The 22,665-nt window shown below is 65.4% G+C and carries 19 protein-coding genes and 1 tRNA gene; 7 read left to right on the top strand and 13 right to left on the bottom strand.

Features of this window, described 5'->3' with window-relative positions; genetic code table 11:
• Positions 1 to 2 precede the first annotated feature (2 nt).
• The 4 genes from AAHB16_RS19095 (at position 3) to AAHB16_RS19080 (ending at position 4,281) form a co-directional block, all read left to right on the top strand.
• Positions 3 to 926 (top strand): DUF4390 domain-containing protein, encoded by a 924-nt coding sequence (locus tag AAHB16_RS19095; RefSeq protein ID WP_342051731.1) that lies wholly within the window; start codon positions 3 to 5, stop codon positions 924 to 926.
• On the top strand, positions 923 to 3,385 hold the full coding sequence (locus AAHB16_RS19090; protein WP_150373332.1) for a sensor histidine kinase: 2,463 nt from the start codon (positions 923 to 925) through the stop codon (positions 3,383 to 3,385). Before AAHB16_RS19095 ends, AAHB16_RS19090 begins: the two co-directional genes overlap by 4 nt.
• A 54-nt stretch (positions 3,386 to 3,439) precedes the next feature.
• Entirely contained in the window at positions 3,440 to 4,153 is a 714-nt protein-coding gene (locus AAHB16_RS19085) for a response regulator (protein ID WP_342051730.1), read from the top strand.
• A 52-nt stretch (positions 4,154 to 4,205) separates the two neighbouring features.
• Positions 4,206 to 4,281: transfer RNA gene (locus AAHB16_RS19080), tRNA-Phe, on the top strand.
• A gap of 90 nt (positions 4,282 to 4,371) precedes the next feature.
• On the opposite strand, the gene AAHB16_RS19075 is transcribed toward AAHB16_RS19080, so the two are convergent.
• Positions 4,372 to 4,566: a hypothetical protein gene (locus tag AAHB16_RS19075; RefSeq protein WP_150373334.1), complete on the bottom strand. Its 195-nt coding sequence runs from the start codon at positions 4,564 to 4,566 to the stop codon at positions 4,372 to 4,374.
• 212 nt (positions 4,567 to 4,778) lie between these two features.
• On the opposite strand from AAHB16_RS19075, the gene AAHB16_RS19070 reads away from it, so the two are divergent.
• Positions 4,779 to 5,183 carry a hypothetical protein gene (locus AAHB16_RS19070; protein ID WP_342051729.1) on the top strand — a complete coding sequence of 135 codons (405 nt, stop codon included), beginning with the start codon at positions 4,779 to 4,781 and terminating at the stop codon, positions 5,181 to 5,183.
• Between the two features lie 151 nt (positions 5,184 to 5,334).
• Here AAHB16_RS19070 and AAHB16_RS19065 read toward each other — a convergent pair whose 3' ends face one another.
• The 3 genes from AAHB16_RS19065 to AAHB16_RS19055 all read right to left on the bottom strand — a co-directional run bounded on the left by AAHB16_RS19065 (position 5,335) and on the right by AAHB16_RS19055 (position 8,667).
• On the bottom strand, positions 5,335 to 5,559 hold the full coding sequence (locus tag AAHB16_RS19065) for a hypothetical protein (RefSeq protein ID WP_150373336.1): 225 nt from the start codon (positions 5,557 to 5,559) through the stop codon (positions 5,335 to 5,337).
• Positions 5,560 to 5,561: 2 nt separating this feature from the next.
• Positions 5,562 to 7,181, bottom strand: a complete 1,620-nt coding sequence (locus AAHB16_RS19060; RefSeq protein ID WP_342051728.1) for an anti-phage dCTP deaminase — start codon at positions 7,179 to 7,181, stop codon at positions 5,562 to 5,564.
• Positions 7,182 to 7,707: 526 nt separating this feature from the next.
• Complete coding sequence (locus tag AAHB16_RS19055; protein WP_150373338.1) at positions 7,708 to 8,667, bottom strand: LysR family transcriptional regulator; 960 nt, start codon at positions 8,665 to 8,667, stop codon at positions 7,708 to 7,710.
• Between the two features lie 173 nt (positions 8,668 to 8,840).
• Between AAHB16_RS19055 and AAHB16_RS19050 the strand changes: the two genes are divergently transcribed.
• The gene (locus AAHB16_RS19050; protein WP_342051727.1) at positions 8,841 to 9,977 is read left to right on the top strand and encodes an alkene reductase; all 1,137 of its coding nucleotides are present in this window, start codon (positions 8,841 to 8,843) and stop codon (positions 9,975 to 9,977) included.
• 22 nt (positions 9,978 to 9,999) lie between these two features.
• On the opposite strand, the gene AAHB16_RS19045 is transcribed toward AAHB16_RS19050, so the two are convergent.
• From AAHB16_RS19045 to AAHB16_RS19020, 6 genes are all read right to left on the bottom strand, one after another.
• Complete coding sequence (locus AAHB16_RS19045) at positions 10,000 to 10,911, bottom strand: DMT family transporter (protein ID WP_342051726.1); 912 nt, start codon at positions 10,909 to 10,911, stop codon at positions 10,000 to 10,002.
• A gap of 142 nt (positions 10,912 to 11,053) precedes the next feature.
• On the bottom strand, positions 11,054 to 12,535 hold the full coding sequence (locus AAHB16_RS19040; RefSeq protein ID WP_342051725.1) for a dihydrolipoyl dehydrogenase family protein: 1,482 nt from the start codon (positions 12,533 to 12,535) through the stop codon (positions 11,054 to 11,056).
• A 91-nt stretch (positions 12,536 to 12,626) separates the two neighbouring features.
• Positions 12,627 to 13,553, bottom strand: coding sequence for a patatin-like phospholipase family protein (locus tag AAHB16_RS19035; protein ID WP_342051724.1), 927 nt, complete (start codon positions 13,551 to 13,553; stop codon positions 12,627 to 12,629).
• Between the two features lie 72 nt (positions 13,554 to 13,625).
• On the bottom strand, positions 13,626 to 15,140 hold the full coding sequence (locus tag AAHB16_RS19030; protein WP_150373343.1) for a tripartite tricarboxylate transporter permease: 1,515 nt from the start codon (positions 15,138 to 15,140) through the stop codon (positions 13,626 to 13,628).
• Between the two features lie 10 nt (positions 15,141 to 15,150).
• Positions 15,151 to 15,624, bottom strand: a complete 474-nt coding sequence (locus AAHB16_RS19025) for a tripartite tricarboxylate transporter TctB family protein (protein ID WP_150373344.1) — start codon at positions 15,622 to 15,624, stop codon at positions 15,151 to 15,153.
• Positions 15,625 to 15,694: 70 nt separating this feature from the next.
• The gene (locus AAHB16_RS19020; RefSeq protein WP_150373345.1) at positions 15,695 to 16,693 is read right to left on the bottom strand and encodes a Bug family tripartite tricarboxylate transporter substrate binding protein; all 999 of its coding nucleotides are present in this window, start codon (positions 16,691 to 16,693) and stop codon (positions 15,695 to 15,697) included.
• A 303-nt stretch (positions 16,694 to 16,996) separates the two neighbouring features.
• Between AAHB16_RS19020 and AAHB16_RS19015 the strand changes: the two genes are divergently transcribed.
• On the top strand, positions 16,997 to 17,503 hold the full coding sequence (locus AAHB16_RS19015) for a hypothetical protein (protein ID WP_150373346.1): 507 nt from the start codon (positions 16,997 to 16,999) through the stop codon (positions 17,501 to 17,503).
• Positions 17,504 to 17,507: 4 nt separating this feature from the next.
• On the opposite strand, the gene AAHB16_RS19010 is transcribed toward AAHB16_RS19015, so the two are convergent.
• The 3 genes from AAHB16_RS19010 to AAHB16_RS19000 all read right to left on the bottom strand — a co-directional run bounded on the left by AAHB16_RS19010 (position 17,508) and on the right by AAHB16_RS19000 (position 22,396).
• Positions 17,508 to 19,253 (bottom strand): diguanylate cyclase, encoded by a 1,746-nt coding sequence (locus tag AAHB16_RS19010; protein WP_342051723.1) that lies wholly within the window; start codon positions 19,251 to 19,253, stop codon positions 17,508 to 17,510.
• A gap of 106 nt (positions 19,254 to 19,359) precedes the next feature.
• A complete protein-coding gene (locus AAHB16_RS19005; RefSeq protein WP_342051722.1) occupies positions 19,360 to 20,571 on the bottom strand; it encodes an MFS transporter in 1,212 nt (403 codons plus the stop codon).
• A gap of 121 nt (positions 20,572 to 20,692) precedes the next feature.
• Positions 20,693 to 22,396 (bottom strand): carbohydrate porin, encoded by a 1,704-nt coding sequence (locus AAHB16_RS19000; RefSeq protein ID WP_150373349.1) that lies wholly within the window; start codon positions 22,394 to 22,396, stop codon positions 20,693 to 20,695.
• Between the last annotated feature and the right edge of the window lie 269 nt (positions 22,397 to 22,665).

Below are 22,665 nucleotides of genomic sequence, written 5' to 3'. Positions count from 1 at the left end.
CGATGCCGAGCTCGCCGCGCTTGTCCGTCCTCCGTGCCCATGGCGACGCAGCGCGCGAGCTTTCCGCGGGGATGCCCTCGTCCCTGCATGCCCCGCGCATCCTGCGGTCGCGGGCCATGCGCTGGTGGCTCGTCGCGATGCTTTTGCTGCTGGCATTGCTCTGCCATCCCGGACGCGGCGATGCGCAGCTGATCGAAACCACCGAGAACCGCATCGAGTATCAGGACGGCGGGTTCGACCTCGCCGCATCGTTCGACTTCGATCTGCCGCCCGCACTCGAGGACGCGCTGCACAAGGGCATCTCGTTGTACTTCGTCGTCGAGTTCCAGCTCACGCGGCCGCGCTGGTACTGGTTCGACGACAAGCCCGTCAACACCACGCGCAGCGTGCGCCTGTCCTACCAGCCGCTCACGCGACAGTACCGTGTCTCCACCGGTGGCCTGCAATTGCCGTTCACGCGGCTCAAGAGCGCGCTGCAGTTCATCCAGCATGTGCGGGGATGGCGCGTGTTCGAGCGTAATGCCGTCAAGCCCGGCGAAACCTATCAGGCCCAGGTGCGCATGCGCCTGGACCTTTCGCAATTGCCCAAGCCCTTCCAGATCAATGCGGTGAACACGCGCGAGTGGAACCTGTCGTCCGAATGGCGGCACTTCAACTACACCGTGCCGACGAATCTCGATGCGCCGCCGCCCGTGCCGGTGGCGCCCGCGACGCCAAACGTGCCGATCGTGCCCGCCGTGCCACCCGCTTCGCTGCCCGCCCCGCAGGCCCCGGCATCGTCGCCCGCCGCGGTGCCGGCTTCGACGCCGTCTTCGGCCTCCGCGCCCGCGGCCAGCAATAACGAGGCGCGCACGCCGTTCGCGCAGACCGTGTCCACCGTGCTGTCCCCCAGTCAGCTCGTTCAGCCGCCCGCGAGCCAGCCATGAAGGGAAGCCTCTGGGATAGCAGGTTCCGCCGCGTGCTGTATCGCATCGTGGCGAGCATCATCGTCTTCCTCGCGCTCGTGCTCGTGGGACTGCTGGCCGGCGCGTCGGCCAACACCGAGTTCTTCGATCGCTATTTCACGCTGCTGTTCAAGATCAACCTCGTGGTCGGGGTGCTGCTGATCCTGACGATCGGCGCGCTCGCGTTCACGTTGTGGCTGCGTTACCGCCGCGGGAAGTTCGGTACGCGGCTGATGACCAAGCTCGCGGTGTTCTTCGGCGTGGTGGGCGTGCTGCCCGGCGTGCTGATCTACCTCGTGTCGCTGCAGTTCGTCTCCCGCAGTATCGAGTCGTGGTTCGACGTGCGCGTGGAAACCGCGCTCGAAGCGGGCCTGAACCTCGGCCGCACGACCATCGACAGCACGCTCGGCGACGTGCAGAGCCGCGCGCGTTCGATGGCGGACCAGCTCACGGGGTCCTCCGGCATGGCCACGTCGCTGCAGCTCAACCGGCTGCGCGAGCAGTACGGCGTGCAGGAAGCCGCGATCTTCACGGGCAGCGGCCGCGTGCTGGCCACGGCCTCGAGCAGCTATGCCTCGCTCGTGCCGGATCTCCCGTCGGGCGCGCTGGCCGAGCAGGCGCGGCTGGCGGGCGGGTACGCCTCGGTGGAGGGCGGTACCGAGCCGGCCAGCGGCGGGACGCGGCATGTCGAAGGGACGCCGCTGTATCGGGTACGCGTGATCATTCCGCTCGGCGTCGCCCCCGTGCCGCAGCAGGACGGCGCGAACGGGCAGGGTGCCACCGCGAGCGGCGCGGCCGCGCAGCGCCCGCCGCGCATCGCGCTCGGGCCCACGCGCGACAAGTGGGCGGGCTCCGGGCTGTCGGTCGAACGCCGGCCCGAGGACGCGCCGCCCGCGGGCTTCGGGCTCGTCGGCGACACGGTCCGCGAGGAACGCTATCTGCAGGTCATCCAGCCCGTGCCCGCGGCGCTCGCGCGCAATGCGGACGAGGTCCAGCGGGCGTACCAGGAATACCAGGAGAAGGCGCTGGGCCGCACGGGCCTGCGCAAGATGTATATCGGCACGCTGACGCTCACGCTGTTCCTGGCCGTCTTCATCGCCGTGATGCTCGCGCTGCTGCTCGGCGGGCAGCTCGCGCGGCCGCTGCTGATGCTGCTGCAGGGGACCAAGGAAGTCGCGGAGGGCGACCTCTCGCCGAAGCGCGAGCTCAAGAGCCGCGACGAACTGGGCATGCTCACGCAGCAGTTCAATCAGATGACGCGCCAGTTGTCCGATGCGCGGCTCGCGGTCGAGCAGAACCGCGCCGCGCTCGAGCAATCGAAGGCGTACCTCGAGAGCGTGCTGCAGAACCTGACGGCGGGCGTGCTCGTGTTCGACCGGCGCTTTGTGCTGCTGACCGCGAACCCCGGCGCGGAGCGCATTTTCCGGCAGCCGTTCGCGACCGTGCTCGGTCAGTGTTTCGATCAGATTCCGAACCTCGCGGAATTCGGCGAGATCGTGCGGCAGGCGTTTTCCGAGCAGACCACGAGCGAGGTGCTCGGGGGCGCGCAGCACTGGCAGAAGCAGATCGAACTGCCGCAGGGCGACGAGGAACAGCCGCTCACCCTGTTGGTGCGTGGCGCGCGGCTGCCCGCGGCCAACCGTGACGAACCTGGCTATGTGGTCGTGTTCGACGATATTTCCGACGTGATTTCGGCCCAGCGCTCGATCGCATGGGGCGAGGTGGCGCGCCGGCTGGCCCATGAAATCAAGAACCCTCTGACGCCGATTCAGCTGTCCGCCGAGCGTCTGCAGATGAAATTGTCGCCAAAACTTACAGAAACCGACGCGGACGTCCTAAAGCGCGGGGCCGCGACGATCGTTAACCAGGTAGCGGCAATGAAACGCATGGTCGACGATTTCCGCGATTATGCGCGGACGCCGCCGGCGGTCGTGCAGCTGCTCCAGCTCAATGGGCTCGTGTCCGAGGTGCTGCATCTGTACGGGATCGACGATCCGGCCGTGCACGAACACCCCGTGATTCATCCGACGCTGGGTCAGGCATTGCCTGAAATAAAGGGCGATCCGACACAACTGCGCCAGGTTATCCACAACCTGTTGCAGAATGCGCAGGATGCGGTCGCGGATAACGTCGCGGCGGGGAGGGCGGCGCCCCGTATCACTCTCCGGACCGAGACTGTAGAATACAAAGATTCTGCCGGCGAAGACCGGCAGGCCGTCAAGCTCTCCATCGCGGACAACGGACCGGGTTTCGCGCCACGAATTTTGAGTCGCGCGTTCGAACCGTACGTGACCACCAAAGCCAAGGGCACTGGCCTCGGGCTTGCGATGGTGAAGAAGATCATTGACGAACATGGCGCCCGCATCGAGTTGCGGAACCGCATGGATGGCGCCGAGATCGTCGGAGCGCAGATCTCGATCCTGTTCGTTAAACTGGCATAGTCAATCAGGTTCCGTCCATCATGGCGGCGCCATGGTGGGGTTAAGAGGGCAAGTATGGCAACCATCCTCGTAGTCGATGACGAAATGGGTATTCGGGAGTTGCTCTCGGAAATCCTGAGCGACGAAGGCCATGTGGTCGAACTGGCTGAGAACGCGCAGCAGGCACGCGAGTTTCGCGCGGGCAGCACGCCTGACCTCGTCCTGCTCGACATCTGGATGCCGGATACCGATGGCGTGAGCCTGCTCAAGGAGTGGTCGGCGCAGGGCTATCTCACGATGCCCGTGATCATGATGTCCGGGCACGCCACGATCGATACCGCCGTCGAGGCGACCAAGATCGGCGCGCTGAATTTCCTCGAGAAGCCGATCGCGCTGCAGAAGCTGCTGTCCGCGGTGGAGCAGGGCCTCGCGCGCGGCATCGAGCGTCCACGCACGGCACCGGCCGCGGCCAGCACCGCACCGGCCGCGACAACCGCTCCCGATGCCGCCTCGCCCTCGGCGCCCGCCGACATCCCGGTGGATGCCACGGCCAACGGCAACGCGACGCGCGTGCCCGAAGCGGAGATGCATTTCTCGTTCGACATGCCGCTGCGCGAAGCCCGTGACCTGTTCGAGCGCGCCTACTTCGAGTACCACCTGATGCGCGAACACGGCAGCATGACCCGCGTCGCCGAGAAGACGGGCCTCGAGCGTACCCACCTCTACCGCAAGCTCAAGCAGCTCGGCGTCGAACTGGGCCGCAACAAGCCCGAGCCCACCGAGCAGTGAAGCACGCAACGCTTGACCACTGCAAAAACGGCTGATATAGTTTCGCTTCTTTGGCCCGGTAGCTCAGTCGGTAGAGCAGAGGATTGAAAATCCTTGTGTCGGCGGTTCGATTCCGTCCCAGGCCACCAGCATTAAAAAAACGGACGCTTCGGCGTCCGTTTTTGTTTGTTTTTGTTTTTGCGCGCCCCGTATCGTGTCTTGCGGCACCTGCTCACTCCCTACCACATCGCGCAAGACGGCTCTTCAGGCTCCACGCGACTAGCATCGTACTCGGCGATCCGTTGCCGGAAGTAGGCGCGTCGACGCATCATTTCATCGTACTTCTCCGCTGGCGTTCTGGGTCTTGCCGGAGGGTTGGAAACACCAAACTCGCCGGCGTTTTCCTGTTGATGTGGGTTGTGGCCAAAGCTCATGTTGTCTGCTCCTCGAACTGTCGATGGAAAATCGGTGATTGAGTGTGGAATCGAAGTGGTGTTTCCTCTTGATCCAGACCAAGCCCTCCGATCGGGTAATGACGGCAACATCCACAGGACCTCCAACCGAATGGGTACGTCGCGTGGCACGCTCCTTGAGCGCCTCGAGCATAACCAATGCCTCGGCCAGTTCGGCTAGCTGTTCCAGTGACATGCCCTCGACGACAGCGCCGAACGCTATTTCGATGGTCCACTTTCTTCGTCACGCTGCCTTGACCAGCCGTGATGAGCCTGTCGAATACAAGGCCGTAACATTGCAGCTCCAGCACGCCAGGAAACGCATCTTGGTCGCCGAAGCCGACGAGCACGACACCGTTCGGAGGCACTCCAGACATGGCGTGAAAGTTGACATAGATGTTGATGAGTGCCAGAAGGTTCAGCAACTCAGAAACGACATCATCCACAAAGGCACAAAGTGTCAATTTGAAGATGCAAACCACGGCGCAGTCGTTGCGGGCGCGGTCTTCCAGCAGATCGTTGTGTCGATGCTGGGCGCGCTTGGTCTGACGGTTGTAGAAAAAGGAAGGATCGAACGGTCTAAACTGGCGCAAGCCTGAAGAGGCTGTGTGGCGTGAATGAAACGAGCTGTGTCGTACCTGTGCCAGCTTGTGTCGGAACTCGCCGGACATGCTGCCGATAACCGCGGCCGAGGTTCTCTCTAATCTGTTCAGTGCAGCCCCCCGACCGCTCCGGTCTACACATAGCCCTCTAGAACCAAGCGCCAAAGCCGGCAGAGCGCCGCAGGATTCTCTCAAGCAGCATTGCCTCTTCCATCTGATCGGCCTGATGCACTCGCGAGCTGGGGAATTGCAGCACGACGGCGCTCCGACGCTCGATGTCGAAAACATTGGCGTCTTCCTGGCACGCATCAAAAGAACGTTCCTGAGGCATCCCCAAGTCCAGGGGCATTTGGATCTGCTCGCCGATTCCCATTTCTAACTCCTGAATTGCATCTCGTCACCCGACGCGTCCCGACCCCCGACGATGTCGGGACAAACCGCCGCTGCTTCCGGTCGGAGGCCCCGGATGGCGACTGACTCTAGCGTCGGTATGGCCTCCAACGTAATCGCAGTAACAGGGTAGGCCGCGTGCATTCGCATCTTTCCGCTTCTCGGATCCTTCCGGCCCTCCGAGCGTGCGGAGAAGAACTTGAGGAATCGTGACGGCGCTACGCCGTCGTAAGGAAAAATTCGGACTTTGTTACCGTCTCCCTCGCGCTCTGTAATGGCGTCGGAATGCAGCTTTGTCGCCAGGCTCTTCCGATATGGCTCGAGGAAGCAAACCTCCCTGATGCCTGCTGCCACAATATGACGCGCGCATGAGTGACAAGGGTAAGTCGTAACAAACAGCCGGCCCCCACGTATCTTGGCACCGTTTGTGGCCCCCGCATTCAACAGGGCATGCATCTCCGCATGCACCGCTCTTGAGAACTCGATCAAGCTTTTGAGTTGACTACCGTGCCGGATCAGTTCGACCGCGCGCTCCCTGTTCTCTGCACTCACGATTCCCTCTCTTATCATGCGCCAGACCAGATCGCTGGCAATCAGATCTTTCTCTTCATCGTTGCAGCAATGACCACCATCGCGATTCCAGCATCGACGATCGTAGTCGGCAGAAACATTGGCGCCTGATTCATAGAGCCCGCCGAACGGCTTCGGTACGTCGTTCCACCCTACAGACAAAACTTCTCCATCCGAGTCCAGAAGAGCCGCACCTACCTGACGGGACAGACACGCGGAATTGCGTGCGGCCGAGTACGCCGCATACATGGCGCGCTCGTTTGCGGTGGGTGTCGCGATCTTCGTGCCCATCATCAAATCCAGAAACCTCCTTGCACTTGATTGCAGTTGCGTATCGGTACCAGAGTCGGCACGAAGAAAGAAGTCCGATTGCGGGAAGATCTCACTGACCTGCTGCCCGTGATCGACCTCTTCACCAGAGTCCCGATCGATCAGCAGATGCGTGTGTTCGCCACGATGCGCGCGCTTTGACAAGCGATCGATCCTGACCTCGATCGGCGCGTAGACACCGATCACGTGCAACATGTCGCCGTACACCGACCTTAGAAGACGTAGCTCATCGACGTTCTTGATGGAGTCGATGATGTGACAGGTGCGCCTGGAGAAGATCGGTGCGGAGGGATCGGCATCGCATCCATGGAACATAGCTGTCTGCCGACAATGCCCAGCGTTCAGCTTTTCACGAGCCAACGCGATAGTTCTGATCGCGACCCGAGCAAGGTACGCATTGCCGTGTACGGCTCGGAGCTGGTTTTCCTTCTCAATGAGCTCGTTCCGTGAGCAGTCGGCGTGCAGACCGCCAATTCTTCGAACCTCGTCACTCAGTCGAATGACGGTAACGTTCTCGTAGTTGTAATCCGTGCCCTTTAGTAGCATCTCGAACGAGTGGCCGACCTCATGCAATGGCGTACCCATCGGTCCGCAAAGCGCGATGACAATCTCCGCAGTCAACGGACCCTCAGCAGCGAGCTGCTTGTCCAATGCGACCGGATTCAACCGATTTCCGCTGTCCTGTTTTGTCGCGGCGCTTCTCATGTGTGCCATCCAATAGTAGTTTGACTTTCAACCAAGCAGGCTGTGAGGAGCAAGACAGTCGCGTCTTGCGGCACCTGCTGCTTAACACATCGCGCAAGACGGATCCTCGGGCTGTTCGCGACTCGCAACACCGCCTCAGAGCCGTCGTCTCCGGCTTCTGGAGATACGAGAGCTGGTCGGCTTTCACGAGGCGGCCACGAAGTTTCGATGGTGGCGAACTGGAGTGCCATCACACTATGTATTGTGGGATAGGTCGCGGCACGCGAAAGCGCGAAGATCGATTGCGATGGCGGGGGCGTTCCATGCGTCGCGAAATGATAGATCTGCGCGATGCGGGGATACAGCGCCGATCTACGAAATTGCGGCGGCCGCGCTCGGGGTCGCGGACGCCCAAGTTCCACTTGGGACATCGATGTAGCTGACACGGGGCTTTTTCATTTTCCCCTTCCACTCTTCCGGCTCTTGGAAGCTGCGTCGCATGTCACGCGATTAAACGGAAATACAAATCCTGATTTGTATTTTCGTTTTACAAATCAAAAGCTGTATTCGAGGCTTTGCTGTCGCAGAGCCCATCCCAATAAGGCGGGGACCCGATGGCCTCGACGATGAACGTCGAGACTTCTCGTACCTTGCGCGAGCGCAGGCGGTTTTCTGGCGAGAGCATCTGGATGTAGGACGGCTCGGGCGAGGCCGCGAACTCCCAGTTTTCCAGCAGTGCCACGAGCTCGCCCTGCCTGAACATGTCGGTGCGATAGACCCACGTGGGGAACACCACGATGCCACGGCCGGCTACCGCTGCCGCGAGCAGCGTTTCGGCGTTGTTGCTGCGCAGTGGACCGCTGACGTTCAGCGTCTGGAAGGCTTCGGTGGGCGCCGTCCGGAAGTACCACTTCTGCGCGCCGAGCTGCCCCTTGTAGACGAGGCAGCGGTGCGCGAGCAGATCCTGCGGGCTCTCGGGTTTTCCGTGCGCGGCGATATAAGCGGGACTCGCCGCCACGACGTGCCGCATCGAGCCGATGACCTTGCCGATCAGGCCCGAGTCGAGCAGTGGACTGACGCGGATGGTGATGTCCGCACCTTCCTGTACCGGATCGATATAGGCATCGGTCAGCGTGAGCTCGACGACAAGATCGGGATACCGTGCCTGCAACGCATTGACGATGCCCGCGATATGCAGCCGTCCCAGCATTTCCGGGGCGTTGATGCGCACGAGGCCATTGATGTCGGCGTCGCGATGGACCAGCCCTTCGGCCGCCTGGTCGAGCAGCTCCACCGCATCGCGCACCTGCAGGAAGTACTGCTCGCCCGCCTCCGTCAGGCGCACCGCGCGCGTGTTCCGGTACAGCAGCTGCTGGCCGAGCTCCTTTTCCAGCGCGGCGACGAAGCGCGATACCGACGACGCGGGCACCTGAAAGTGGCGCGCGGTCGCCTGGAAACTGCCCGTCGTGGACACCATCAGGAAATAGCGGATGGCCTGCAGGTTCATGGCGGGTCTCTACGTGCCCCAAACGGCGCTCGGTTGCGATTTGGACAAAATTGATTTGTCCAGCCGCTGGATTGTAGCGATTTTCGCATCTGCCTATGATGGTCTCCAATCAGTCGGCCCCGTGAACAAACCGGTCGCCGAAGACTGTCAACGATGCAGCAAAGGAAACGCTTATGTCCCGCCTCTTCAAGCCCTTCGACCTCGCCGGCCTGACGCTGGCCAACCGCGTCGTGATGGCGCCCCTGACCCGCTCGCGCGCGCCCGAGGATGTCGCCGACGAACGCGTCGCGCTCTACTACACGCAACGCGCCACCGCCGGCCTCATCGTGTCGGAAGGCACGCCCATCTCCCGCGAAGGGCAGGGCTATCTGTTCAACCCCGGCATCTTTACCGACGCGCAGATCGCCGGCTGGCGCCTGACCACGAATTCCGTGCACGCCGTCGGCGGCCATATGTTCGCGCAGATCTGGCACGTGGGACGCGTCTCGCATCCGTCGATCCAGCAGGACGGCAGACTGCCCGTGAGCCCGAGCTCGAAGCAACCGGTCGGCGCGCAGGCCTTCGGCTACGACGAGCAGGGCAAGCCCAATCTCGTCGCACCGCCGGCACCGCGCCAGCTCGCGACCGAAGAGATCCATCGCATCGTGGAGGAGTTCGCGCAGGCCGCCGAGAACGCCATCGCGGCGGGCTTCGATGGTGTGGAGATCCACGGTGCCAACGGCTATCTGCACGAGCAGTTCCTGAACCCGCTCGTCAACGATCGCGACGACGCGTTCTCGGCCCATACGATGGAGAATCGCCTGCGCTTCACGCTGGCCGTCATCGATGCCGTGGTCGCGCGCATCGGCGCATCGCGCGTCGGCATTCGCATCTCGCCATACGGCCAGCTGTTCGACATGCCGCTGCATCCGGAGATCGATGCCACGTACACCGCGCTGGCAAAGGAGATCGGCACGCGCAAGCTCGCCTACGTGCATCTGATGGACCAGTCAGGCTTTATCGTCGGCGCCACGACGGTCGATGGCGGCGCAGCATCGGGCTTCAGCGCGCTGCTGGGCAAGCTGAAGACGTTGCTGCCCGAGACCGCGCTGATCCTCGCGGGCGGCATGACGCGCGAGCGCGCGGAGCAGCTGATCGAAGACGGCGTGATCGACCTCGCGGCGTTCGGCGCGAGCTTCATCAGCAATCCGGATCTCGTGGCGCGTCTCGAGAACGGCTGGGAACTGACGCCCGCGGATCGCAGCACGTTCTACGGCGGCGGTTCGAAGGGCTATATCGATTACGCGCCGTACGAGGCTGCTACCGCGTAAGGCAGCAAACGCAAGGGGGTAGCTATCGCCGCTGCGCGAACCAGATCCCCACCGCGATGGTGGCCATGCCGACGAAGTGGTACCAGCGCGGTGGATCGCCCAGCAGCAGCGAAGAGAGCAGCGCCGCGAAGATCGGCGTCAGGGTGATGAAGAACACCGGTAGCTGCGCGCCCGCGCGCGCGATCGCGCGGTCCCAGGCGAAGTAGGCAAGCAGTGATGGGACCGTGGCCACGTAGAGCAGGATGCCCGCCACCTTGGCGCTCCAGGCGAGTTCATGGTCCAGCATCGACAGCTCCCACCACGCGAACGGGATGTTCACGATGACGCCGATGACGATCTGCGCGAAGAGCAGCGTCGGCAGCGGAATCTCCGGGCGGCGCTTGCGCAGCAGCCACGTGTAGCCGCTCCATGCGATGGTGGCGGTCAGCATGAAAAGATCGCCGGGCACGAAGTTCAACTGGGCGAGGTGGACGAGGTCCCCGCGCAGCAGCACGAACGATACCCCGACCAGACACAGCAGCGCCCCGGCCACATGCCAGGGCTTGATGCGTTCGCGAAAGAACGTCGCGCCGATCACAAGCAGGAACAGTGGCGTGGACGCGCCGATCAGCGTCACGTTGATCGGTGTCGATGTCGTCAGCGCAAGGTACTGGAACGAGTTGTAGCTCGCGATGGACAGCACGCCCATCGCGGTGAGCACGCCCGCATGCCGGCGCAATATCGCGCGATGCTCGACCACGCCGCGCCATGCATAGGGCGCCAGCAACAATCCCGCAATGGCCCAGCGCACCATGTTCAGCGTGATCGGCGGAATCACTCCTGCCGCGATACGCCCGACGATGGCGTTGCCGGCCCAGGCCAGCGGCGGGAAGGTAAGCAGGAGCAGCGTAATCCCGTCGAGGCGTCTGGCGCCGACACTGGCACTGGCTGGCATGAGATGGAGGAGCGCGTGGGGGAGGTCGCATTATCGGGCAGATCGGCGACGCGCGATGTGCCCATGTTGCCGACATTGCCATCGGCGCCCGCGATGCCCCCCACGTTCAGGCGAAGTTCTGCCGAACGTCAGCCGAACAACGTCAGCCGAACAACTCCTCCGCCACGGTCGGATGCAGCGGCAGCGTCGTCTTCAGATGCGACGCCTTGACGCCAAGCCGCATCGCCAGCGCAAACACCTGGATGATCTCCGGCGCCGCGTTGTCCATCAGATGCGCGCCCAGCACACGGCCGCTGCGCGCGTTCAATACGAGCTTGAAAACCGATTGCCGCGACACGCCCGCGAAGCGATTCTCGAGCGAGACAAAGCGCCGGATCTCCGTGCGGATGCGTTCGGGCTTGCCCGCCGCCTCGATCGCCTCCGCCTCCGTCAGCCCCACCGCGCCGATCGCCGGCTCGCTGAATACCGCCGTGGGCACGACATCGAAGTCCACCATATCGCCACGCTTGCCGAACAGCCGGTCAGCCAGCCATCGCGCCTGCGATACGGCGACCGGTGTCAGCTGCAATCCCTCCGTGCAATCGCCGACCGCATACACGCCGCGTACCGACGTGCGGAACTGCTTGTCCACGACGATGCCGCGTTCCTCGCCGAGCGCCACGCCAACGGCTTCGAGTCCGAGCCCCTCGACATTGGGATCGCGGCCGATCGCCGCGAGCACGGCCTGCGCGCGCACGCTCTGCTTGCGCCCCTGCTGCGTATAGCAAACCTCGTACGCGCCATTGGCCTGCGAGACGAGCGTGACTTCGGTGTTCAGGTGCACGCGCACGCCCTTGTTCGCGAGCGCCTCCGCGAGCGCGCGCGAGATGTCCGCATCGAACCGCTGCAGCAGGCGGTCCTCGCGCACGAGCAGGTCCACCTTCACGCCGTAGCGCGACAGGATCGACGCCTGCTCCACCGCGATATAACCGCCCCCGATCACCACCAGCGATCCGGGCAGCGACTGCCACGTGAAGATATCGTCCGATGTGCTGACGAGCTCGCCGCCGGGCACCGCGAGCGCACGCGGGTGCGCGCCCGTGGACAGCAGGATCTTGCGCGCGCGAAGGGTCTCGTTACCGATGCGGATCTCGCCCGGTGCCGACAGTTCGGCATCGCCGTGCAGGATCTCCACGCCCGATTCGTGCAGCCGCTGCGAGAACGTCGCGGTCAGCCGCGCGACCTCCGCATTCACGCGCACGATGGCATCGCGCCAGTCCTCCTTGCCACCGGTGTTCGCCAGCCCCGTCGCCAGAATCGACGCCCAGCCCGCGCCATACGACAGCATCTTCTTGGGCACGCAGCCGCGATGCACGCAGGTGCCGCCAATCGCATCGCGTTCCACGAGCACCGTGCGCGCGCCCAGCGCCGCCGCGCGGCGTGCCGCGGCCACACCGCCGGAACCGCCGCCGATCACCACGAAGTCCACTTCGCGCGGCTTGGCGGGACGGCGCGCACGCGTGCGGCGGGGGACGTTCTCGATCGGCGTCTCGGCGCCAACCTCGCGCGCGCGGCGTTTTTCCTTCACGGGTGCTGCGACCGCCGCGGCCTCGTTCGATGCGGCGGATGACTGGCGCTTGGGCATGCATATCTCCCTTGTCGTGCGGCCGTTCTGGCGCGCGGGTCATCCATGACACGCGCGACGGGCCGCTCAGAAAAACATGGCGACACCGGTGTCACGACACCGGCAACAGTTCCTGCTCAACAATCGACGGCCATTCGCGCAGAAAAGTTTCCCCATCGCGACGACCGAGGTCATACGCATCGCCCATCGCATCGGGGCGCGTGTAGTCCCAGCTCGAGATCGGCACGCGTTGCGAGGGCTGCAGATACAGGCGGCGCTGCGTGCGGTGATCCACCGCATGGTCGACCACGTGGTCCACAACAAAACGGCGCGGACGCGGATACAGGCGCGTCACGAGGACCAGCACGTTCCCCGGCGTGGCATCGAGCGCATCGACGGGTACGTTGTCCACGAGGCCGCCGTCGAGCACCGCGCGTCCCTCGCGCCGCAGCACGGGGGTGAAGGGCGGCGTGCAGGCCGACTGCAGCAGCAGATCGGCCAGCGCCTCCGGCGACGCGCAATCCTGCGCGCGCACGAATTCAGGATGAAAGCCGAGCTTGCGGCCGAGCCGCGGATGCAGCGTCCTGAAGACGTGCTTGTCGAGGTTGTACGCCAGCAGGCCCGCAGCCACGGCAAGGCGCGGTCCGCTCCAGCGCGGAATATGCGCGACGCCGATGCGGATCTCGGGCGCATCGCGCAGCCGCGCGAAACGGTCCTCGCCGAGCAGGGACAGCAGTGCGCCGCGATAGATGCCGTAATGAGGAAAGACACGCTCGCGGCCCAGCAGGTTCCCCCAGTAGGCATTGCGGCGATTGCCGGCCAGCACGCGGCGGTAGTACGCCATGGTCTGGTGCGAGTCGTGCGTGTAGACCATGCACGCGGTGGCGGCGCCGGCGGAAATGCCGGCGATCACGCGTGGCGCGAGCCGGAGTTCGGGCGCCACGACGTCCCACCATCCGGCCTGCCACCAGCAGCGGTTGCCGCCGCCGGCAAAAACGATCTGGTCAAAGACGCCACGGGTTGCGGCGGTCGGTGTCATGGCGCTTCCTCGTCGGGAACCGGGCTTGCGCCATCATACCGGAGTCTCCGGGAACGAATCCGTCCGCCGGTATCAGGCGGCGTTGTCGGCCTCCGCGCGTGCCGACGAACGGTTGGCGTGCCAGCGCAGCAAACGGGGGATGACCACCACCGCGACGGTCATCGCGAGGATCGTCGCCGAGATCGGCTGCTTCACGAACAGGCTCCAGTCGCCCTGGCCGATCGACAGCGCGTTGCGCAGCTGCTTCTCCGCGATCGGTCCGAGGATCAGGCCCACGATGACCGGCGCCGTGGGGAAGTCGAAGCGGCGCATCGCCATGCCGAGCAGGCCGATGACGAACAGCAGCAGCAGGTCGAACCACGACTGGCGAATGCCATAGGCGCCAAGGCCCGCGAAGATCAGGATGCCGCCGTACAGCAGCGGCGTGGGCACGCGCAGCATGCGCACCCACAGGCCGATGGCCGGCAGGTTCAGCACGAGCAGCATCACGTTGCCGATATACAGCGACGCGAGCAGGCCCCACACGAGATCGCCCGAGGTCTGGAACAGCATCGGACCGGGCTGCAGGTTGTAGTTCTGGAATGCCGCGAGCAGGATCGCCGTGGTATTCGAGGTCGGAATGCCGAGCGTGAGCAGCGGGGCGAGCGTGGCCGTCACGGCCGCGTTGTTGGCTGCCTCCGGACCCGCCACGCCTTCGATGGCGCCGACCTTGCCGAACTCTTCCTTGTGGTTCGACAGCTTCTTCTCGGTCGCGTACGACAGGAACGTCGGAATCTCCGCGCCACCGGCCGGAATCAGGCCGAACGGAAACCCGATCAGCGTGCCGCGCAGCCAGGCCGGCACCGAACGGCGCCAGTCGGACTTGTTCATGTGGATGGAGCTCAGCTTGTTGAACGAACCATCGGGCTGCGGGAAGAACGCGTTGAACAGCGCCTCGCCCACCGCGAACAGGCCCACGGCCACCACGACGATATCCACGCCGTCGTACAGCTCCTGGATGTTCATCGAGTAGCGCGTCTGGCCCGACAGCGAGTCCATGCCGATAAGGCCGATGCCGAGGCCGAGGAACAGGCTCGTCATGCCACGCAGCAGCGACGAGCCGAGCACGGCCGATACCGTCGTGAACGCAAGCAGCATGATCATGAAGTACTCGCCCGGACCGAACTGCAGCGCGACGTCCGCCGCCACGGGCGCGAACATCGACAGCAGCACCGTGGCGATCGTGCCGGCCACGAACGAACCGATGGCGGCCGTGGCCAGCGCCGGGCCCGCGCGGCCGTTCTTGGCCATGAGGTTGCCCTCCATCGCCGTGACCATCGTCGAGGACTCGCCCGGCGTGTTCATCAGGATGGACGTGGTGGAGCCGCCGTACATCGCGCCGTAGTAGATGCCCGCGAACATGATCAGCGCGGCGGTGGGTTCCACCTTGGCGGTCAGCGGCAGCAGCATCGCCACCGTCAGGGCGGGGCCGATGCCGGGCAGCACGCCGATGGCGGTACCGAGAAAACAGCCGACGAGCGCCCACAGCAGGTTGATGGGCGTGATGGCGACGGCAAAGCCGTGCATCAACTGGTTGAGTGTGTCCATGTCAGTGTCCTCAGAAGCCGGCCACGGGCAGCAGCGGCAGGTTGATGCCGAGCAGGAAGTCGAACAGCGCCCACATGGGCAGCGTGATCAGCAGGCCGATGAGCGCATCGCGGGCAATGCGGCGGCTGCCGTAGCCGCGCGCGACGCAGACCATCAGCAGCGTCGACGCAAGCACGAAACCGAGCGTGCCGATCAGCGCCATGTTGAGCACGAGGCCGGCCGAGACCCACAGAAAGCCCTTGAAGTTATGCGGTGCCGCGGGCAGCTCGGCGTCTTCTTCCGGCATATTGCGAAAGCCGCCGCGCACGCCCTGCCAGGTCAGCAGTACGCCGCAGACGGCCAGGCCGATGCCGACCAGCGTGGGCACGAAGCGCGGCGAGAGGCCGGCGTAGCCTTCCTCGCCCGAGATACCGGGAATGCCGGCGAAGAAGAACACCGAGACGGCCAGCACGGCAATGCCGATGACGACGTGGGAGGGTTTCATGTGAGGTTCCTGCGGGACAACGAAGACAGCCCGGGCAGCGCGGGCCCGGGCTCGTACGACGGGAGCTCGATTACTTGGCGACGCCCAGTTCGCGCAGCGTGGTGCCAAGGCGCGTGGACTCGGCATCGACGAACTTGCCGAACTCGTCGCCGGTCAGCAGGAACGGCGTCCAGTCGTTCTTCTGCAGCGCTTCCTTCCACACGTTGTTCTCGGTGGCCTTCACCACGGCGTCGATCAGCGCCTTGCGTTGATCGGCGGTGATGCCGGGCGCGCCATACACGCCGCGCCAGTTGTAGATCTCCACGTTCACGCCTTGCTCCTTGAGCGTGGGCAGCTCGGCGGTGCGATCCTTCGAGGTCACGGCCAGCGCGCGCATCTTGCCGGTCTTGATGAACGGCAGGAACTCGGACACGCCCGCGATACCGACGGTCACGTGGCCGCCGAGAATCGAGGCCGAGGCTTCGCCGCCGCCCGCGAACGGCACGTAGTTGATCTTCTTCGGATCCACGCCGATGTCCTTGGCGATCAGGCCCGCGAGGATGTGGTCGATCGAACCTTTCGAGCCGCCGCCCCAGCTGACGCTGCCCGGATTGGCCTTGAGCTGCGTGGTCAGGTCCTTGAGCGTCTTGATGGGCGAATTGGCCGCGACGGTCAGCACCATCGTGTCCGCGAAGAGGCGCGCGACGGGCGTGGCGTTCTTCAGCGTGACCGGCGGATGGCTCGTCTCGATCGCGCCGACCATCACCGCGCCCGTCACCACGAGCGCGTTCGGGTTGCCCTTGTCGCTGTTCACGAACTGGGTGAGGCCGATGGTGCCGCCAGCACCGCCCTTGTTGTCGTAGGACGCGCCCTTGGCCACGCCCGCCGCGATCATCGCGGCGCCGAGCGAACGGCCGGTCTGGTCGTAGCCGCCGCCAGGGTTGGCGCCGATCATCACCTTGACGGTATCGAGTGCGAAGGCCGGAGACGCGGCGACGGCCATCGCGAACGTGGCGGAGGCCAGCGCGACATGCGCGATGCGCTTGAACGAGGGATGGCGGGAATGACGGTGATGCAGCGACTTGTCCATCGCGGTCTCCTGTGTATTTTTGATGAGGCGATTCGAATGGCCCGATTCTAGGAGGGGCTAACTGTCAAACACCTGTCAATTTGCTTGCAATCCGCTCGGGGTTTACCTGCGGTTGTCTGCTTTGTCTTGCCATGAATGCCACAGGACGCGCGGGCAAGGCAGATCTAAACATCTTTGACTTGGCTACCGTTAAACAAGTCACTAGGATTGCTCCGTGACTGCAACACTTGGTTACAGTTTCCAGGAACATCCGCAGCGCAGAACAAAGCGGGTGGCCATCACGGATGTCATTAGGGGTCAAGCATGGATACAACGATCAGGGCCGCGGACGGCTGGCCGCCGGAGCTCGATGCGGCGGGAAGCGCGGACGGGGACCGCGGCATCTGGAAGAGCACGGTGGCCGCCGCGAGTCAGGCGATCGAGGCCGCCAAGGGGATGCATCAGACAGTCGGGCAGACGCTCAAGCTGCAGCGCAAGATCATGGCGCTGCGCGAAGAACTGCATCGCGCCGAAGCGGAACGCGATCTCTATCGCGATCTGCATTCGCGCACCGTCGACGAGCTCAACCAGACGCTCGACCTGAGTCCCGCCGAATGGCAGCGCCTGCGCGCCGAATCCGAAACGCTGCAGATCCGCCATCGCGCATACAAGCTGCTGGTCCAGCATTACGCGCGCACCGGCGCCGTCATCGAGCCCGCACTGTTCGCCGACCAGCGTAGCCGCGTGCAGCAGCACATCCTGTTCCAGCGGCGCAAGGGCATTCCCGTTTCGGTGATCACCGTCGACGACATCGCCTTCCTGCTGCGCTGAGTCGTCACGCCTGCGCCGCCATCGCCTCGTCCGTGCTGACGGTGCGGTTGCGGCCGCCTGCCTTGGCCGCGTAGAGTCGCCGGTCGGCATTCGCGAGCAGCACGTCCAGCGTGGTGCCGTCCCGCGCGCCAGCCTCCACCACACCGATCGAAATCGTGAAATGGATGTTGCCATCGCCTTCGGCGCGGGCAACGGCCGGCGCATCGGGCGCGGGCGTCACCGCAAAGCCGGCGATGGCCGTGCGCAGGCGTTCCGCCACGCGCACGGCTTCCTCGAGCGTGGCGCCGGGCAGCAATACCGCGAACTCCTCGCCGCCGAGCCGCGCGGGCACATCGATCGTCCGCAGCGCCTCGCGCATCCGCGTCGCCATGCCCGCAAGCACGCGATCGCCGCTCGCGTGCCCCCACTTGTCGTTGACGCGCTTGAAGAAGTCGATATCGACCATCATCAGCGCGAGCGGCCGTGCATGCCGCAGCCCCCGTTCGGTCTCCTGATCGAACAGCAGCTTGAAATGCCGCCGGTTGGCGAGGCCCGTCAGCGGATCGTACTCGGCCAGTTCCTGCAGCTTCTCGCCGAGCGCGAGGTAGTGGTCGAACACATGCGTCACCACGAACAGCGTGACCCACATCAGCAATGGCAGCAGCAGCCATACCACGACGAGGATCGGACTCATGCGCGCGACGGCCGCATCGAACAACCGCCTCGGCGACATCGCTTCGAACAGCACCCAGTTGCCATTCGCGGTCTGCTGGTACAGGAGCGTGTAGGCGCCCTGGCGCAACGTCCCCGCACGATGCTCGAACAGCCGCGCGGGCGGTACGTTCGTCCAGTCGCCGGGCGGCCCCGCGGGCCATTGCTGACCGCTTGCGACGGCGCCCTGCGACGCGGACACGAGCCTGCCGTCGCGGCTCATCAGGTAGACGGTCTCGTCGGGCGCATTGCCTGCGTTGAGCATCGCCTGCAGGCGCGTCTGCGCGACGTCCACGGCGATCACGCCGCGAAACTGCCCCTGGGTACGAATCGGGATGCTCAGCGTACTGATCAGCTGGCCATCGCCGAACTGCGTGTAGTTGGCGATCCAGCGGCCTTCGTCACTGGTGTCGCCGGTGTCGCGACCGGGCAGGAGGTCGCGGTAGTAGGGCATGGCATCGAAGCGACGCACGAGCGTGGGCGCCAGTTCGCGATCCTGTTCCGGATAGACCACGAACAACCCGTTGCGCGAGATAAACAGCACGTTGAGATGGAGTTTGTCGGCGCGCACGAGCAGGCCCAGCATCTGACTCAATGCGCGCGCCACGCGCAGGTCGTCGCGCAGCGCCTCGTCGCGGCGCGCAAACCCTGACAGTCCGGCCAGCCGCTGCGCGCCCACGCCGATGACGGGCGCGTTGTTCGGACCCGCCGGCAGCATCCACGTGTCGTCGTTGCGCGCGGCGTAAGCGGCCTCGATATCGGCGTCGGATGCGTCCTGCGGCCCGGTGCGCCGCGCATACGATGCCACCGCGTAGTCGCGCAGGTACGCGAGCCGCTGCCGCTCGTTGGTGAATACCGTCCCCACGCCGAGCGCGCGCAGCGCGAGGCTGTGCTGGCGCTCCTCTATCACGCGGTCATGGAGCTTCCAGACTTCGCGCGCGCCGATGACGAGCGTCAGCAGCATCACGATGGCAAAGCAGACCACGACGACGCGCTGCGGGTACATGATTGCCGCGCGCGGCAGCCAGCGAGGCCGCGGCAGAAGTTTGCGCCAGACCATCGAGCGGACTCCCGATGCGGACGTCCGGAACCAGACGTCCTCAGCGCCGTGGGCATCGGCGTTGTGGGCGCTGCCCGCGATGGCCGGTCAGCGCGTGCCCGTCGGCTCAGTGTAGGACACGCGCGCGGTCGGTGCGGGAGTAGAGCAGGGCGAGCAGCGGGGGCACGAAGCCGATCCAGCTTGCGAGCGGCCATCCGCCATGGGCAAAGGCCCATGCGCCGGCCCAGGAGCCGATGGCGCCGCCAATGAAGAAGATCGCCATGAAAAGGCCGTTCAGACGGCTGCGATGCGCGGGGCTCAGCGCGAAGATCGCGCGCTGGCTGATGACGAGGTTCGACGACACGCCGAAGTCGAGCAGCACCGCGGCCACTGTCAGCGAAAGCAGCGACAGCAGCGAGCCCTCGGCGCCGATGCGGCTCAGCAGGAACGACCCCGCGCCGATCGCGAGCGCGAGCGCGGTCATCTGCCGGCTATGTCCCCGGTCCGCGTATCGGCCCGCCATCGGCGCGACGATCGCGCCGGCCACGCCCACGAGCGCGAAGATCGCAATGCCCTTCTGCGACATGTGGAACGCGGGCCCCGCAAGGTAGAGCGGCGCGGTGGTCCAGAACAGGCTGAACACGCCGAACAGGCTGGCCTGGTACAGCGCGCGACGGCGCAGCACGGGCTGCGTCCGCACGAGCGCCCACATCGACGCGAGCGTCGGCACATAGCCGGCCGACGGTGGCGGCTGACGACGCGGCAGCTTGCGCGAGAGCACGATGGCCAGCAGCACCATCGCGACGGCAGACACCGCGAAGATCGTGTGCCAGCCGAAAAAATCCGCGAACAGGCTCGAGACCGGCCGCGCAAGCATGATGCCCATGAGCAGGCCGCTCGTCACGTTGCCCACCGCGCGTCCGCGCGCATGGTCGGGCGCGAGATGCGCGGCGAATGGCACGAGCACCTGCGCCGCGACCGAGCACAGCCCGATGGCGGCGCCCGCCAGCAGGAACACGCCCGCATGCGTGGCGAAGGCCGCCGCGACGAGGGCCACCGCATTGCCGACGATGAGGGTGACGATCAGCCGCCGGTTCTCGACGATATCGCCGAGCGGCACGAGCAGCAGCAGGCCGGCGCAATAGCCGATCTGGATCAGCGTGACGATGAGGCCGGCCGTCCCGGGCGACAGCGCGAGCGCGTGCGCGATGGGGCCGACGAGCGGCTGCGGGTAATAGAGATTGGCCACGATCATGCCGACTGCAACGGCGAGCAGCGGCGTGATCCAGGCCGGCTGCGCAGGGTGCGCAGTGGCGGAAGCGGGTGTGACGGTGGTCATCGGCGAGGTTGCGGAGAGACTGCCGTGGCGATCTAGTCGTCGCGCATCGGAACGGCCGCAAGGAGAATGCACTTGGACCCGCGATTTTACGCGCGGAACGAAAATCTGGCTGGCGAGGGAATTACCAGCGGCGGTTGAGCTGCACGCCGAAGATCGAGCCGCTGGCCTGCGAGGCCCACGCTTCGGCCGGCGCGGCGAACGTGATGCCGTCCACGTCATTCGCGCGGCTATACGTGTAGAACGCGCGCAGGTTCGCGTTGCCCGCGGACTTGCCCAGCGTGAGCGTCGGCGCAACGGTCAGCGCGGTACGCTGGCCGCCTACGCCGAACCCAGACGAGATCTGGTCGTGCGCGACCTCGAACATGAGTTTGAACTGGTCGCTGGCCACATACGTCGGCCGCACGCGCGTGGCGGCCCACTGGAGCGTGCCGACCGCGGACCGATCGAGCTGCAGGCTCGATTCCACCGAGCCGCCGATGCCCGACGTGCTCTTCCATTCCATGGACTCGGCCAGCCGCACGCGCGACAGATCGTTGCCCATGCCGGTATAGCCCGTCATGGCCGTGCGCGAGCCCTGGCCATACTGCACGCCGAAGCGGTTGATGCCATAGAGCACGCCCTTCTGTTCGTGCATGGCCGAAGCCCACCACGCGCTGCCCGTGTTCTCCATCGCGGAGAGCGGCTCCACGCGCGTGAATCCCACCTGCACCGCGCCCTTGTCGTTGGTGCCGATCGGCGCCGTGCGGACCGTGTGATAGCTCGGCAGGCTGGCGCCGTTGAAGTCGCTGCGCGCCGTGTACTGATAGTTGAGGCCGAAGTCGCCGACCTTCGCGTTGTCCACGCCGAAGCGCATCGACGGCGAGCTCGGCGGCAGCAGTCCCGAGGACATCAGGAACGGATTCGTGTCGCGGCGGCCGGCCCACACGCTGGCATCGTCGAGCACCCGCAGGCCGCCGCGCGAGAACCCGCTGACCGACGTATAGACCTGCGGCAGCAACGCATACGGATCCACGGCCGTGGGACGCCCGTTAACCGAGGTCGCATCGGTGCCCTTTGCCTGCGCGACCAGTTGCACCTGCGTGCCGCCGTCGAGATCGACGAGCGACTCCTGTACCTTCACTTCGCCGGTGCTGCTGCACGCGAGGCCGCCATTGAGTCCTGTGGAGGGCGTGCCGCCACCGGCGCAGGCGCGTGCGTTGCGTGGCTGGTCCACGGCCGCCACGCGGCCGCTGTAGCCGAGGCGCCACACCGAATCGCCGGCCGGATCGTCGGCGGGCAGTTGCGAACGCAGCACGGGCGGCTTGTCCGAAGGCGTGGCCCCGGCCTCGCCCTCGGCAACCGTCGTCCCGGCGGCGGCGCTGTCCGGATGCGCGGGAAACTCCCCGAGCCGGTTCGGAAACAGCACGAGCGGCGGGGGTGGGGGCGGCGGCGGCGCGAGCTCGTCGGGCGGGCCGATAAAGTCCGGATTCGATGCCAGGGGCGCAGCACCGGGTACGCCCGCGGCGGCCTCCGCCGGGGAGGTGGCGGAGGGCGCCGCCGAAGGCTGTCCCTCCTGTGCGCCGATCAGCGCACCGAGCGGATCCGCGGCGGCAACGTCCTCGTTGCCCGATGGCAACGGTGCCGCGGACGCCACCGGCTGCGGGGCCGCGGCGGTCGTTGTGGCCGAAGCCGTGACCGTGGACGGCACCGTCGTCGTGGCGAGCTGCGGCGGCCGCGCAACGTCCGGCCCGACCTGCGCGCACGCACCGACGCTCCACGCCGCCAACAGCGCGGATGTGAGGCGATTGATACGCAAACGAGAGGGAAAACGTGCCGGAAGCTGCATGAAATCGATGGGGGCCGCGCGACGAACTTCGAGGCGGGGCTCAGTTTTTAACAGGCGCCCGGTTGGACCGCAAGCCGGGTTACAAAATCCGTCGGCCGCCCACCTTCTCACGATACGAAACCCTCGGCCGTTTGTATGCGACAACTTCCCGGAAACGGTGCGCTGGCGCCCGCGCGCGGGCGTCCGATGTAAGCGAAAACCCCCATCGATGCAGGGCTCCGTGCCCAAAAAGCCACCGCTATAATCGGCAGGCCCTGCCCGTCACGTGC

The sequence above is a fragment of the Cupriavidus sp. OTU4054 genome (genome assembly GCF_038440175.1).
Lineage (GTDB): Bacteria > Pseudomonadota > Gammaproteobacteria > Burkholderiales > Burkholderiaceae > Cupriavidus > Cupriavidus pauculus_D.
Note: the sequence above shows the minus strand (reverse complement) of the source record. Positions and strands in the feature narration are given on the sequence as shown.